Below are 14,573 nucleotides of genomic sequence, written 5' to 3' on the forward strand. Positions count from 1 at the left end.
GCGTAGCTTTAAAATCAAATAATCCTTCAAAATAATTTTAAAACAAGATTGTGGAAAAAAAGAAAGTAGTGGTTTTAACCGGTGCCGGTATTTCTGCCGAAAGCGGTATCAAAACCTTTCGCGATGCCGATGGTTTATGGGAAGGTCATGACGTGATGGAAGTGGCTTCGTATGACGGTTGGCTCAACAATAAAGCGTTAGTGCTCGATTTTTACAACCAACGTCGTCGACAATTGCATGAAGTGAAACCCAACTTAGGTCATTTTACTTTGGCTGAAATGGAAGCTGATTTCGACGTTCATATTATTACCCAAAATGTCGATAATTTGCACGAACAAGCCGGCAGTAAAAAGGTTTTGCATTTGCATGGTGAATTATTGAAGGTCCGAAGTGATCATTCGCACGCTATTGAAATCATGGATTGGAATAATGACTTAACAATTGGCGATGTCGATTCGAAAGGCTGTCAGATGCGTCCTCACATTGTTTGGTTTGGAGAAGCTGTTCCGGCCTTAGACGAAGCTGTCAGTATAGTAACGCAAGCAGATATCTTGGTCGTTGTCGGCACTTCGTTGCAAGTGTATCCCGCGGCCGGGTTGATACATTATGCTCAGAGTAACATTCCTGTTTTTTATATCGATCCGAGACCGGCCACGATTTATGATTTACCCAATCCGTTGGAAGTTTTTTCCTTGAATGCTACCGAAGGAGTTCCTTTAGTAAGAGATAAATTATTGCAAAAAACTCATGACTCATAACTCATAACTTACAACTAATAACTATTTTTGCACCTTGAAACAACAACATACAACTACATGTCATTAACTACTTTAAACGCCATTTCTCCTGTAGACGGCAGATACCGCAAAGCCACCAAACCGTTAGCTGCTTTTTTCTCGGAAGAAGCCTTGATTAAATATCGTGTTTTGGTTGAAATTGAATACTTCATTGCTTTGTGCGAAAGTGATTTACCACAATTAAAGAGTGTAAACAAAAGCAATTTTGAAGCACTGAGAGCTATTTACCAAAACTTTACGACTGAAGATGCTCTAGTCATCAAAGAAACTGAGAAAACAACCAATCACGATGTAAAAGCCGTAGAATATTTTATTAAGGATAAGTTTGAAGCGCTTGGTTTGAGTGCTTATAAAGAATTTATTCATTTTGGTTTGACGTCTCAGGATATTAACAATACCGCTATTCCGTTATCGACTAAAGAAGCTTTTGAAAAAGTGTATATGCCGAGTTTGATTGCCTTGATTGCCAAGTTGAAAGAATTGAGCATGGAGTGGAAAGATGTGCCTATGTTGGCCAGAACGCACGGTCAGCCGGCTTCACCAACTCGTTTAGGTAAAGAAATCTTGGTTTTTGTAGAGCGACTGGAAGAACAATTACGTTTGTTATTCAATATTCCATTTGCCGCCAAATTTGGTGGTGCGACCGGAAATTTCAATGCGCATCACGTGGCTTATCCTAATGTCGATTGGAAGCAATTCGGGACTTCATTTGTGGAAGAAGTTTTAGGATTGCAACATTCTTTCCCAACAACCCAAATTGAACATTACGACCATTTTGCTGCTTTTTTCGATGCTTTGAAACGAATCAATACCATCATCATCGACTTAGATCGTGATATTTGGACGTACGTTTCTATGGATTATTTCAAGCAAAAAATCAAAGCCGGAGAAATTGGTTCGTCTGCGATGCCGCACAAAGTAAATCCAATCGATTTTGAAAATTCAGAAGGGAATTTGGGTATTGCCAATGCCATATTCGAACACTTATCGGCCAAATTACCTATATCCAGATTGCAACGTGATTTAACCGACAGTACGGTTTTAAGAAATGTAGGCGTTCCTTTCGGTCATACCATTATTGCTTTCGAAGCCACTTTAAAAGGCTTGAATAAATTATTATTAAATGAATCTAAGTTTGCCGAAGATTTAGAGAAAAACTGGGCCGTAGTAGCCGAAGCCATTCAAACCATTTTACGTCGTGAAGGCTATCCGAATCCTTACGAAGCTTTGAAAGGTTTAACACGAACTAACGAAGCCATGACAAAGGAATCCATTCATGCATTCATCGGCACATTGAATGTGTCTGAAGATATTAAAGGCGAATTGTTAAAGATAACACCTAGTAATTATTTAGGGATTTAGATTTTAGTATTTTGATAAAAAAAAGAAGGCATAAGATTCAACTTATGCCTTTTTTGTATTAACGAATCAGAATTTCAATCTCATTAATGTTTTTTGATTTCTGGCTTCGACCCAAAATGACTGAATTTAATCGGTTTAAAATTGAAAATGGAAACAAATCAAACACTTCCAATATTGAATCCTTAATTATTATGTCTTCATAATTATGGGCTGTAATTTTGAATTTGCCATATTCATTTATTTGGAATTCATAGAATTTTACTGCTTTCTTCCCGTTTTTAAAATCTCGAGCTTTGGGCCATTTTTCAGTTAACTCAATGTCTTCACCTGTAGTGATATTTTCAATTTGCATGAAAAAATCAGGATTAGTTTTAACATGATGACCGCCAAGAATATAAATAGTATATAAACCGTAATAAAGTTCGGTTTCAATGGTTTGATTGATATTAAATCTTAATTCCATTGATTTACCTCGAATAATTCGGTGCTTCTTTAGTAATCGTCACATTGTGCGGATGACTTTCCCCAATACCACTGGCAGTGATGCGAACAAAGCGACCGTTTTCTTGTAAATTCGGAATGTCTTTAGCACCACAATAACCCATACCGGCTCGTAGTCCGCCAATAAATTGTTGCATGCTCTCGTTTAATTCGCCCTTGTATGGAACGCGTCCTACAATACCTTCCGGCACTAATTTTTTAATATCGTCTTCCACATCTTGGAAATAACGGTCTTTCGAACCTTCTTGCATGGCTTCAACAGAACCCATTCCGCGGTAAGACTTAAATTTTCTACCTTCAAAAATAATGGTTTCACCAGGAGATTCTTTGGTTCCGGCGAGTAATGAACCCAACATAACACTGTCGGCTCCGGCAGCAATGGCTTTCGGAATGTCACCGGTGTAGCGGATACCGCCATCGGCAATTACCGGAATTCCGGTACCTCTTAAAGCAGCGGCGACTTCCAAAACAGCGGAGAATTGCGGAAACCCGACACCGGCTACTACACGTGTGGTACAAATTGAACCTGGTCCAATACCAACTTTAACTGCATCGGCTCCGTTTTCAACTAAGTATAATGCGGCTTCAGGAGTAGCTATGTTTCCAACCACTACATCTAATTCGGGGAATTTGGCTTTGACTTCTTTTAAAACACTCACGACGCCTTTGGTATGTCCGTGAGCAGTATCGATAATTACCGCGTCAACTCCGGCATTAACAAGTGCAGTGGCTCTTTCAATGGCATCGGCAGTAACTCCTAAAGCGGCGGCAACTCTTAAGCGACCGAATTTGTCTTTATTGGCTATTGGTTTTTGAGTGAGTTTCGTTATGTCACGGAAAGTGATTAAACCAACCAATTTGTAGTTGGCATCTACGACCGGTAATTTTTCGATTTTATTTTGTTGCAAAATGCCTTCTGCTTCTTGTAAAGTTGTACCAACAGCCGCAGTAACTAAGTTTTGTGACGTCATCACTTCTGTGATTGAACGCGAGTTGACTTTTTCAAAACGCAAGTCACGGTTGGTAGCAATGCCTTTCAAAATTCCGTTTTCATCTACCACAGGAATACCACCGATACCAAATTCTTTCATCGCCATTTTAGCATCGCCAACAGTTGCGGTTAGGGGTAAAGTTACCGGATCGAGTATCATCCCGGCTTCGGCACGTTTTACTTTACGAACTTTAGCGGCTTGTTGCTCGATGGTCATGTTTTTGTGTAACACGCCAATACCGCCTTCTTGCGCCATCGCAATCGCCATAGCACTCTCGGTTACGGTGTCCATAGCAGCAGAAACAATAGGAACATTCAACGTAATGTTCTTCGAAAATTTCGACTGTATGTTAACTTCGCGTGGTAAAATTTCGGAGTAATTCGGAATAAGCAATACATCGTCGTAGGTTAAACCTTCCCCAACGATTTTGGAGTTGTGTGCTTTCATGTTGCAATTTGTAGTTGTAGTTAAATTGCGAGCAAATATAGTAAAAAATCTCTATACTTTAACGGCTTAGTCTTTCAAAAATGAAATGATGAATTCGGTCATTTCTCCTTCTATACTTTTGATGTTCAGTTGCCCTTTGTTGTTGATTAAAAACTGTTTTACTAACAGTAATCCGAGTCCGGTTCCTTCTTCCATAGAAGTGCCTTTTTCAGAGGAAAGACGGCGGTTAAAACTTAAAATTTCTTCAATTTTTTGTTGATTGAGTCCATTACCAAAATCTTTGATGTGTATTTTTTGGTAATGGTTATCAGAAGAATAAAAAATTTCGATATGGCTGTTTAGCGGTGCAAATTTTACGGCATTGGCAATGATGTTTTGTATGATGATGCGCGTTTGACCTATATCGGCTTTGATAAAGATGTCGTTGTTGTAACTGTGTTCGAACGACACTTTTTTCTTGGCTACTTCGGCATAAAATGAACTGATGGATTCTTCAGCAATTTGGTTGAGAGCTATTTTTTCAAAAATGATACTTGTTCCATCAATTTGTGAATTGGCCCATCGCAACAAATTGTTCAAAACCAATGCGGTGCCTTCCACTTGTTTTTGCAGTTTTTCAAAGACAAACAATTGTTCTTCTTTGGTTAAATCATTTTGTTTGTTGAGTTCAATGACTTGAATCAGTGAGTTAATAGGCGTTTTCAAATCGTGTGATAAGATTGAAAAAATTCTGTTTTTGGTTTGATTCAATTCTTCCAACACTATATTTTGGGAAGTAATCAACGATTGTTGGCTTTGAATTTCCCGATTTTTGATATCGATTTCTTTGTAGAACTTTCCTCTTTGTTTGTTGTACTTGTAGTAGTAATAGGTGAAGATGGAAAGCGATAAAAACAACAAGATGATACATCCTACAAAAATTCGGATATTGTTGAGTTTTTGCTGTGCTGTTTCTGCTTTGGCTTCTAATTTTTCATTTTCAGCTTCTTTGGCTTCTAATTGCAAAATGTTGACTTCCCTGATTTTGGACTCGGCAAATAATAAATCGTTGTATTTTTTGTTGATCATTAAATAGTGATACGCCGATTTGAAGTTTTTTTGCCGGAAGTAAACTTTTGATAAAATTTCAGAAGATCGAGCAATATCCCATTTAGCACCAACCATTTTAGCCGCTTTAAAACCTCGCAAGCCATAATCTTCCGCTTGGGTATAATTTCCCGCTTTAAGATATGTTTCCGATAGTCCGGATAAAGCAAATGCTTCTTCCCATAAATTCGGCTTTTGGGAATCGTTTATTACTTTTTGATAGTAATATGTGGCAGAATCTAAGTTGTTTTTGATGAAATGGATGTTGGCCAATTTGTTTCGAGCCATTTGAGAATCATTCGTCAGTTGGTATTGTTCCCCTAATTTGAGTGATTCCAAGAAACTGCGGTAGGCTTCATCAAATTGACTTAAATTGCTTTGTGAAATACCAATGTTTAATAGGTTTTTGACGGTATACTGCGCATCGTTTAGGACTCTGCAAATGGCGATTGATTTTTTAAAATTTTTCAAAGCTTCTTTGTCTCTACCATACACTTGCTGTATTAAGCCTTGTCCCATTAAAGCTTTTGCAAGTCCGAGTTTGTTGTTCTCTGTTTCACAAATAACAGCTGCTTTGATATAGTTTTTTAAAGCGATATCATAGGAACCGTTAATGTAATAGTTAGCGCCCAACTGCAGCATTACATTAGCAATACTGTTTTTGTCTTGGGCCAATCGAGCTATTTTATCGGCTTTGTACAAATAAAGTTTGGCTTTTTGAAAATCGGTGTAAGAATATTTTTTGGATTCTTGTAGGTAATAATCAATAGAGTCTTTAGGTGAAAAGGCAGCAAATACTTGGTTTGGGTAGGCCAACAAGTATATCAATAACGCTATCGAAAGTTTTATGATTCGAGGCAAAGTGATTATTTTTAGGATTCGGGTTTATAAAAATACAAAAAACATTGACATAGCCACTATGAATCAATGAAATTTCCCAAATAGTTTTGTAGCCTCATTATAAGCACTTTCAAAACTCATGGGACTGGTGTTGGTGTTTTCTTTTTGAGCCGTAAAAAACGAGAGTAGTTTTTCAGTAGGCATATTCCCGGTCAAGTCGTCTTTAGCCATCGGACAACCACCAAATCCTTGAATTGCACCGTCAAATCGACGACAACCGGCTTTGTAAGCCGCATCAATTTTTTCATGCCATTTTTCGGGCGTAGTATGCAAGTGTGCGCCAAATTCGATTTCAGGGTATTTCGGAATCAAATTTGAAAACAAATAATCAATTACTTCCGGGGTTGAGCTACCAATGGTGTCGGATAACGATAAGATTTTGACGCCCATTTTTGCTAGTGTTTCGGTCCATTCGCCTACAATTTCAACATTCCACGGATCACCATAAGGATTCCCAAATCCCATAGAAAGATAAGCCACCACTTCTTTGTCTGCGGTATTGGCAATGTCCAAAATTTCTTGTAAGGTAACCAAACTTTCCGCTATGGTTTTGTGTGTGTTCCGCATTTGGAAGTTCTCCGAAATAGAAAACGGAAACCCTAAATACTGTATTTCTTTGTGTGCAGCAGCCATTTGTGCGCCTTGCGTATTGGCAATAATGGCCAATAATTTGCTGGTGGTTTGGGATAAATCTAATTGAGCCAAAACATCAGCTGTATCTTGCATTTGCGGAATGGCCTTAGGCGATACAAAACTCCCGAAATCTATAGTATCAAAACCCACGCGTAGTAACGCCTGAATGTAGTTGACTTTCTGTTCGGTTGGAATAAAAGTCTTAATGCCTTGCATGGCATCGCGCGGACATTCTATGATTTTTATGGGCTTCATATTCGTTTTCAAAGATACTAAAACCGCTCTCTTTTCAAAAGAAAAACCGCTAAGATTACATTATAAAATCAAGGCAATCCAAAAAATTACGATTTGCTTTTTTCCAATAGTTTCTGATTGATTTCCTTAATCAATGCCGGACCTTCATAAATAAATCCGGTGTACAATTGCACCAAACTCGCGCCGGCTTCCAGTTTATCTATGGCGTCTTGAGCAGAATGAATACCACCAACACCAATAATAGGGAAGGCCTTATTGCTTTTTTCGGATAGAAAACGAATTACTTCTGTCGAACGTTCGGTTAAGGGTTTACCGGATAATCCGCCGGTTTCTGATTTGTTTGCCGATTGTAAACCATCGCGGGAAATGGTAGTATTGGTTGCAATAACGCCCGCAATTTTAGAATCGTTTACAATGTCAATAATGTCTAACAATTGCTCGTCGGTCAAATCGGGTGCGATTTTTAATAAAATCGGTTTTGGATTTTGGTGTAATAAGTTGTGCGATTGCAAGGTGTTGAGCAGTTCGGTTAACGGTTCTTTTTCCTGCAACGCTCTTAAATTCGGTGTGTTTGGCGAACTTACATTGACCACAAAATAATCTACGTAGACAAACAAAGCGTCAAAACAAAGTAAATAGTCTGCAGTAGCATTTTCGTTCGGCGTCACTTTGTTTTTACCGATGTTGCCGCCAATCAAAACGCCTTTGTTTTGTTGTAAACGAAGTACAGCTGCTTCCACACCGCCATTATTGAATCCCATTCGATTAATAATAGCGCTGTCTTCTTTCAAGCGAAACAATCGTTTTTTCGGATTGCCATCTTGAGGTTTTGGCGTTAAGGTGCCGATTTCAATAAATCCGAAACCAAAATGCGATAACTCGTTATATAACTTGGCATCTTTATCAAAACCTGCGGCCAAACCAACGGGATTTTTGAATTTTAAACCAAAGACTTCTCGCTCTAAGCGTTGGTCTTCGACTTCGTAAATCGACTTAAAAAGCTGAGGCACAAAGGGAATTTTGCAAAGAAATTTAACTAACGAAAAAGTGAAATAATGCACTTCTTCCGGATCAAACCAAAAAAGGATTGGACGAATAAGTAGTTTGTACATGGGTTGTGTTGTTGTGCTGCAAAGGTAATATTTTATTTGATTGTTAGAAACGCCCTTTGGGCTTTAGACATGCTTCGCTCTTAGATAATTAGAAATGTCAAAATTTCTAACAATCTAAAAAGTCTAATAATCTATTAATCTAAGAGGCACAGCCGTATCTAAAAATATATTATTTTAGCCAAACAATACCAATTCCATGATTTCAGAAGCACAATTCCAAAACGAACTCAACTTAATCATTCAAAATGGCATCCGCGAAGACATTGGTCCGGGCGATTACAGTTCACTAGCTTGTATACCGGATACGGCGCAAGGAAGCGCTAAATTGCTTGTTAAAGACACCGGAATTATCGCCGGAGTTGCCTTTGCCCAAATGATATTTGAAAATGTAGATCCAACGTTGCAAGTCGAAGTTTTTATTCAAGACGGAACGCCGGTCAAACATGGAGACATTGTTTTTCACGTTTCAGGCAGTTCACAATCCATTTTAAAAGCCGAACGTTTGGTGCTGAATTCCATGCAGCGCATGTCGGCTATAGCCACAAAAACCAACAGTTATGTACAATTGTTGGAAGGTACAAAAACTAAAATTTTAGATACACGTAAAACCACACCGGGTTTCCGCGCTTGCGAAAAATGGGCGGTCAAAATCGGCGGTGGCGAAAACCATCGCTTTGCGTTGTACGATATGGTGATGTTGAAAGACAACCACAACGATTTTGCCGGTGGTATAACCAATGCCATCAACAAAACCAAAGCCTTTTTGAAGCACCATAACCTCGATTTAAAAATCATAGTCGAGGCCAGAAACTTAGCCGAAATTGAAGAAATTCTCCAAAACGACGGCGTGCATCGCATCTTAATTGATAATTTCAATTTTGAAGACACTAAAAAAGCGGTAGCCCTTATTGGTAATCGTTGTCAAACTGAATCTTCCGGTAACATCAACGAAAAAACCATTCGCCAATATGCCGAATGCGGCGTGGATTATATTTCTTCCGGTGCTTTAACGCATTCGGTTTATAATATGGATTTAAGTCTGAAAGCCTTTTAAGATGAGCATCGAGATAGAGGACAAACTCAAAAAAATACCCATTGTCAGAACTTTGGTGTTGCTGTTGCAAAAAATTCCTTTGCCATGGCTACATGGTTTGTCGCTTTACGATTTGATTGAACATTATATCATCGGAATTGTCGAAGGCGCCATTTCCTATCGTGCGGCAGCCATTGCTTGGAGTTTCTTCATGTCGCTGTTTCCGTTTGCGCTTTTTATCCTCAACTTAATTCCGTACATTCCTATTCAAGGTTTTCAAGATGATTTTCTCGGGTTTGTGCAACAAAGTGTGCCGCCAACCACTTACGAAGCCATTTATAAAATCATCAATGATATTTTGCACAACAGTAACTCGGGTTTAATTTCGACCGGATTTTTTATGGCGATTATTTTAATGACCAATGGTGTGAACGCTATTTTAGGAGGTTTTGAAAATTCACACCACATCGATTTTTCACACAAGCGCAAGTTCCTGCGCCAGTATTTGGTTTCGTTGGCGCTTTCCATACTATTGGCATTTTTGTTAATTGTAACCGTAGCCGCCATTGTAATTTTTGAGGTAATTATCCAAAAAACCAAAATTCAAGATGTGCTTTCCGACAACATTCCGCTCATCGAAATGGGGCGTTATGCTTTTGTGATTTTAATGATTTTGTTTGCCACTTCGTTGTTGTTTAAATTCGGCATCAAACGTGATTCGAGACGTTCATTCATCTCCATAGGTTCCGTTTTTACCACCATTTTGATTATACTATCGTCTTATACTTTCGGGATTTGGGTAATTAAATTTTCTAAATACAACGAATTATACGGTTCCATCGGAACGCTGTTGGTGATTATGTTTTACATTTGGATCAACTGTATGATATTATTGTTAGGCTTCGATTTAAATGCCTCGATTAATAAAATTAAACGCCAAAAAGAAAAAGAATTAGCGTCAGAATGAAAACTTATTTTATACTCGGATTTTTATTGATTTCACAGAGCAGTTTTTCCCAAACAATTTTAGGGAAATGGACAACTATTGATGACGAAACCGGAAATAAAAAAGCGGTTGTTGAAATTTTTGAGGAACAAGGAAAGTTATTTGGCAAAATCATTGAAATCCTTGAAGCTGACAAGAAAAAACAAAGGTGTACTAAATGTGAAGGTGCTGATAAGGACAAACCCATTTTAGGATTAACGATAATCAAAGGTCTGATTAAGAATGGAAGTAGTTATGAAGGCGGAGAAATAACCGACCCCAAAAATGGTAAAACATACCGTTGTAAAATTAGTTTGGAAGGTAAAGATAAATTAATCGTCCGTGGCTATTTAGGTATTTCTCTTTTTGGCAGATCACAAACTTGGGTCAGACAAAAATAATTATCCTTGATGAATTATTATATTGAAGTTATTATTCCGCTTTCTTTACCTAAAACCTTTACGTACAGGGTTTCGGAAGCCGAATTTCAATACATTCAAAAAGGCATGCGCATAGCCGTACCATTTGGCAAAAACAAAATTTATACGGCTTTGGCTATCGACCTTCATCAAAACGCTCCGACACTCTACGAAGCCAAAGAAATTCACCAAATACTCGACGAACAGCCGATAGTTAACGAATTTCAAATCAATCATTGGTTTTGGATAGCGTCTTATTATATGTGCAACATCGGCGATGTATACCGCGGTGCTTTGCCTTCAGCTTTGTTGCTGGAAAGCGAAACCATCATTTCCCAACAAAAAGATACGGTAATCAACGAAAGCGAACTTACCGACGACGAGTTTTTAATCTACGAAGCCTTGCAACACCAAAGCTCGTTGAAAGTACAAAATATTATGGATATACTGAATAAGAAGTCCGTTTTGCCCGTCATTCAAAAGCTTATTCATAAAAACATTATCACATTAGAAGAAGAAATTCAGGAAGTTTACAAGCCTAAACTCACGCGTTACATCAGGTTGCATTCGCACTACCAATCCGAAGAAAATTTGATTGCCTTGTTGGATACTTTCAACAAAAACGCCGGCAAACAAAAAGAATTGGTGCTGCAGTATTTTCAACTGCAAGCCCAAGAACGCAAACCTATTTCGGTGAAACAACTCACCGAGACAGCCAATATCTCTGCCGCCGTCATCAAAGCATTGGTAGATAAAGGTGTTTTTGAAACCTATTACATACAGGAAGACCGCGTTAATTTTGCTCAAAACCAAAAGGAAAACCAACTCGACTTAAGTGAAGCCCAACAAAAAGCACACGATCAAATTGTAAATACATTTGCCGGTAAAGACGTTTGTTTGTTGCAAGGGGTTACTTCTAGTGGTAAAACCGAAATTTACACCAAGCTCATCGAACAATACATAGCGCAAGGCAAACAAGTGTTGTATTTATTGCCGGAAATTGCTTTAACTACACAATTGGTTTCGCGTTTGACCAAACATTTCGGGAATAAAGTCGCTGTTTTTCATTCTAAATACAGCAATAACGAAAGGGTAGAAGTATGGCAAAATGTTTTGCAGCAATCTGAGAAAGCGCAAATTGTTATAGGAGCGCGTTCGGCTTTGTTTTTGCCTTTTGCCAATCTCGGCTTAATTATAGTTGACGAGGAACATGAGCCGACTTTCAAGCAACAAGATCCGGCGCCTCGATATCATGCCCGTGATGCCGCTATTGTTTTAGCCAATGCGCATCAATCAACCCGAGCCAACGGCGAATTGGGCGGAGCCAAAGTCTTGTTAGGTTCGGCTACGCCTAGCATTGAGACCTATTACAATGCGACTTCAGGGAAATTCGGTTTGGTTGTTTTAAAAGAACGTTTCGGCAAAGTGCAAATGCCTGAAATAGAATTGGTGGATTTAAAGGACAGTTATTTCCGCAAAAGAATGAAAGGCCATTTTAGTTTGACACTGATAGATCAAATCACCGAAGCTTTTTCCAATAACGAACAAGTAATTCTATTTCAAAATCGTCGTGGCTTTTCACCGGTATTGGAATGTTTAACTTGTGGTCATGTGCCGCAATGTCCACAATGCGATGTAAGTTTGACGTACCACAAATACAAAAACCAGTTGCGTTGTCATTACTGTGGTTATAATATGGCTAAGCCTACGAATTGCCATTCCTGTTCCAGTGTCGATTTAGAAACGAAAGGTTTCGGAACCGAGCAAATAGAGTTAGAATTGGCTTCTTTGTTTCCCAACAAAAACATCAAGCGCATGGACCAAGACACCACGCGCGGCAAATACAGTTTCGAAAAAATCATTGACGGTTTTAAGAATCGGGAAATCGATGTGTTGGTGGGTACTCAAATGTTGGCCAAAGGTTTAGATTTTGACAATGTTTCTTTGGTAGGTATCATGAACGCCGACAATATGCTATACCATCCGGATTTTCGCGCTTTTGAAAGAAGTTATCAAATGATGACGCAAGTGGCCGGACGTTCCGGGCGTAGCGAAAAACGCGGGAAAGTGGTGATTCAAACCTATAATCCGTTGCACAATATCATTCAGCAAGTGACGCACAATGATTACGAAGGCATGTATAAAGAACAACTATACGAAAGAAAGATTTACTATTATCCACCGTTTTATCGTTTGATTCGCTTGACCTTAAAACACCGTGATTTTGAAAAATTGAAAGAAGGTTCAATGTGGTTGTATCAGGTGTTAAAACAAAACTTATCGATTCCTGTATTAGGTCCGGAAGAACCGGCGGTGAGTCGCATTCGCAATGAATACATCCGTACTATAATGGTTAAAATTCCGAGTGATACGTCGTTGCAAGGCACAAAAAAAACTATCCAGAAAGTACTGAATAGTTTTGAAGTGGTAGCGCAATACAGAACCATAAAGGTTACTGTAAACGTTGATTTTTATTGAGTAAATCTAAGCAATAGCTAACGCTTTAATTAAATCTTCTTTCTTGTTGCGACTCAATGGAATTTTAGTCATTCCGATTTCAGCAAACTTACTATTGAAGCGTTCTACTTTATCTATATTAATAATATAGGACTTGTGTACGCGAATGAATTTCTCTTTCGATAAATCCTGTTCGAAAGATTTCATCGTAGAAAGCACCAAATTACTGTCGTCTTCCGTAACTACTTTTACATAATCACCATAGGCTTCAATCCATTTGATTTTATTAGTGTAAACCTTCAATTTTTTGAGGTTACTCTTAATAAAGATGTGTTCACCTTCTTCTTCCTGGTTTTCTTTCTTAAGCATATGGAACTCCATAGCTCTTCGAACAGAAGCATTGAAACGATCTAACGCGATAGGCTTTTGTAGGTAGTCTGTAGCGTCATAATCAAACGCTTTCATAGCATATTCCGCCTTGGACGTGATAAAAATAATTTGGGGTTTTACTTTTAATCCGTCTAAAAAATCAAATCCACTGATGACCGGCATCTCGATATCGAGAAAAATCAAGTCAACCGTGTGTACCGACATGCAATTCTTAGCTTCGATTGCATTAGAAAAATCACCTACTAAATGTAAATTCGGGTGATTATTTACTAGCTTTGCAATGATCATTCTTTGGATCGAACTATCATCAACAACAACACAATTTAATTTCATACTTTTTATTTATTATAGATTTGGTTTGGTAAAAATAGATAGTTTTTTTTTATCCACCTAACATTTCGTCGATTTTTTTTGCTTTTAAACGATATTTTTTACATTTAGACGATTTGTGATGTTTTGCGATTGGTTATTGAAAAGTATTTTATATCTTCGCGCCCAATTTAAAATTTAACAAAATTTATTATGAATCATTACGAAACTGTTTTCATCTTAAATCCCGTTTTATCTGAAGTTCAGGTAAAGGAAACAGTAAGCAAATTTGAAGATTTTCTTACTACAAGAGGAGCAAAGATGGTATCTAAAGAGGATTGGGGCTTAAAAAAATTAGCTTACGAAATCCAAAACAAAAAAAGTGGTTTTTACCATTTGTTTGAATTCCAAGTAGCTCCGGAAGTCTTAATTGCTTTCGAAACTGAATTCAGACGCGACGAAAGAGTGATGCGTTTCTTAACTGTTAGTTTAGATAAACACGCAGTAGCTTGGGCTGAAAGAAGAAGAGAAAAATTAAAAGTAAAAGCGTAAGTAGTATGTCAACAATCGAACAATCTGCAAAAGGAAAAAAAGACGGAGATATCAGATATTTAACGCCTTTAAATATTGAAACCAACAAAACTAAAAAGTATTGTCGTTTCAAAAAATCAGGAATCAAATACGTAGACTATAAAGATCCTGATTTCTTATTGAAATTCGTTAATGAGCAAGGTAAAATTTTACCACGTCGTTTAACAGGAACTTCATTAAAATACCAAAGAAAAGTGTCTGTAGCTGTTAAAAGAGCTCGTCACTTAGCTTTAATGCCATACGTGGCCGATTTATTAAAATAATATTTAAACAATAGTTGTTGTCTCGTTGTGTTGCAACGAGA

14 protein-coding genes are annotated in these 14,573 nt (G+C 37.9%); 8 read left to right on the top strand and 6 right to left on the bottom strand.

The window, feature by feature from the left end; genetic code table 11:
* Window positions 1-50: 50 nt before the first annotated feature.
* Entirely contained in the window at window positions 51-758 is a 708-nt protein-coding gene (locus tag SK086_RS06550) for an SIR2 family NAD-dependent protein deacylase (protein ID WP_324690552.1), read from the top strand.
* Window positions 759-815: 57 nt separating this feature from the next.
* Window positions 816-2,159, top strand: coding sequence for an adenylosuccinate lyase (gene purB / locus SK086_RS06555; protein WP_324690553.1), 1,344 nt, complete (start codon window positions 816-818; stop codon window positions 2,157-2,159).
* Window positions 2,160-2,217: 58 nt separating this feature from the next.
* Here purB and SK086_RS06560 read toward each other — a convergent pair whose 3' ends face one another.
* The 5 genes from SK086_RS06560 to SK086_RS06580 all read right to left on the bottom strand — a co-directional run bounded on the left by SK086_RS06560 (window position 2,218) and on the right by SK086_RS06580 (window position 8,085).
* Complete coding sequence (locus SK086_RS06560; protein WP_324690554.1) at window positions 2,218-2,622, bottom strand: hypothetical protein; 405 nt, start codon at window positions 2,620-2,622, stop codon at window positions 2,218-2,220.
* Window positions 2,623-2,626: 4 nt separating this feature from the next.
* A complete protein-coding gene (guaB, locus tag SK086_RS06565) occupies window positions 2,627-4,099 on the bottom strand; it encodes an IMP dehydrogenase (protein WP_324690555.1) in 1,473 nt (490 codons plus the stop codon).
* Window positions 4,100-4,165: 66 nt separating this feature from the next.
* Complete coding sequence (locus SK086_RS06570; RefSeq protein WP_324690556.1) at window positions 4,166-6,046, bottom strand: tetratricopeptide repeat-containing sensor histidine kinase; 1,881 nt, start codon at window positions 6,044-6,046, stop codon at window positions 4,166-4,168.
* Between the two features lie 63 nt (window positions 6,047-6,109).
* Complete coding sequence (locus SK086_RS06575; protein ID WP_290875803.1) at window positions 6,110-6,973, bottom strand: hydroxymethylglutaryl-CoA lyase; 864 nt, start codon at window positions 6,971-6,973, stop codon at window positions 6,110-6,112.
* A gap of 86 nt (window positions 6,974-7,059) precedes the next feature.
* On the bottom strand, window positions 7,060-8,085 hold the full coding sequence (locus tag SK086_RS06580; protein WP_324690557.1) for a quinone-dependent dihydroorotate dehydrogenase: 1,026 nt from the start codon (window positions 8,083-8,085) through the stop codon (window positions 7,060-7,062).
* Window positions 8,086-8,281: 196 nt separating this feature from the next.
* On the opposite strand from SK086_RS06580, the gene nadC reads away from it, so the two are divergent.
* From nadC to priA, 4 genes are read left to right on the top strand one after another with little or no spacing between them, the layout of a single operon-like run.
* Entirely contained in the window at window positions 8,282-9,139 is an 858-nt protein-coding gene (gene nadC, locus SK086_RS06585) for a carboxylating nicotinate-nucleotide diphosphorylase (RefSeq protein WP_324690558.1), read from the top strand.
* 1 nt (window position 9,140) lies between these two features.
* Entirely contained in the window at window positions 9,141-10,085 is a 945-nt protein-coding gene (locus tag SK086_RS06590; protein ID WP_324690559.1) for a YihY/virulence factor BrkB family protein, read from the top strand.
* Window positions 10,082-10,504, top strand: coding sequence for a DUF2147 domain-containing protein (locus SK086_RS06595; protein ID WP_324690560.1), 423 nt, complete (start codon window positions 10,082-10,084; stop codon window positions 10,502-10,504). The genes SK086_RS06590 and SK086_RS06595 overlap by 4 nt, the downstream gene beginning before the upstream one ends.
* A 9-nt stretch (window positions 10,505-10,513) precedes the next feature.
* Window positions 10,514-13,000 (top strand): replication restart helicase PriA, encoded by a 2,487-nt coding sequence (priA, locus tag SK086_RS06600; protein WP_324690561.1) that lies wholly within the window; start codon window positions 10,514-10,516, stop codon window positions 12,998-13,000.
* 6 nt (window positions 13,001-13,006) lie between these two features.
* Here priA and SK086_RS06605 read toward each other — a convergent pair whose 3' ends face one another.
* Window positions 13,007-13,702: a LytR/AlgR family response regulator transcription factor gene (locus tag SK086_RS06605; protein WP_324690562.1), complete on the bottom strand. Its 696-nt coding sequence runs from the start codon at window positions 13,700-13,702 to the stop codon at window positions 13,007-13,009.
* Between the two features lie 189 nt (window positions 13,703-13,891).
* On the opposite strand from SK086_RS06605, the gene rpsF reads away from it, so the two are divergent.
* Together rpsF and rpsR are read left to right on the top strand one after the other, a co-directional pair.
* Window positions 13,892-14,230: a 30S ribosomal protein S6 gene (rpsF, locus tag SK086_RS06610; RefSeq protein WP_324690563.1), complete on the top strand. Its 339-nt coding sequence runs from the start codon at window positions 13,892-13,894 to the stop codon at window positions 14,228-14,230.
* Between the two features lie 5 nt (window positions 14,231-14,235).
* Complete coding sequence (gene rpsR / locus SK086_RS06615) at window positions 14,236-14,532, top strand: 30S ribosomal protein S18 (RefSeq protein ID WP_020211613.1); 297 nt, start codon at window positions 14,236-14,238, stop codon at window positions 14,530-14,532.
* Window positions 14,533-14,573: the final 41 nt, after the last annotated feature.

The sequence above is a fragment of the Flavobacterium cheonhonense genome (assembly GCF_035671315.1).
Lineage (GTDB): Bacteria > Bacteroidota > Bacteroidia > Flavobacteriales > Flavobacteriaceae > Flavobacterium > Flavobacterium cheonhonense.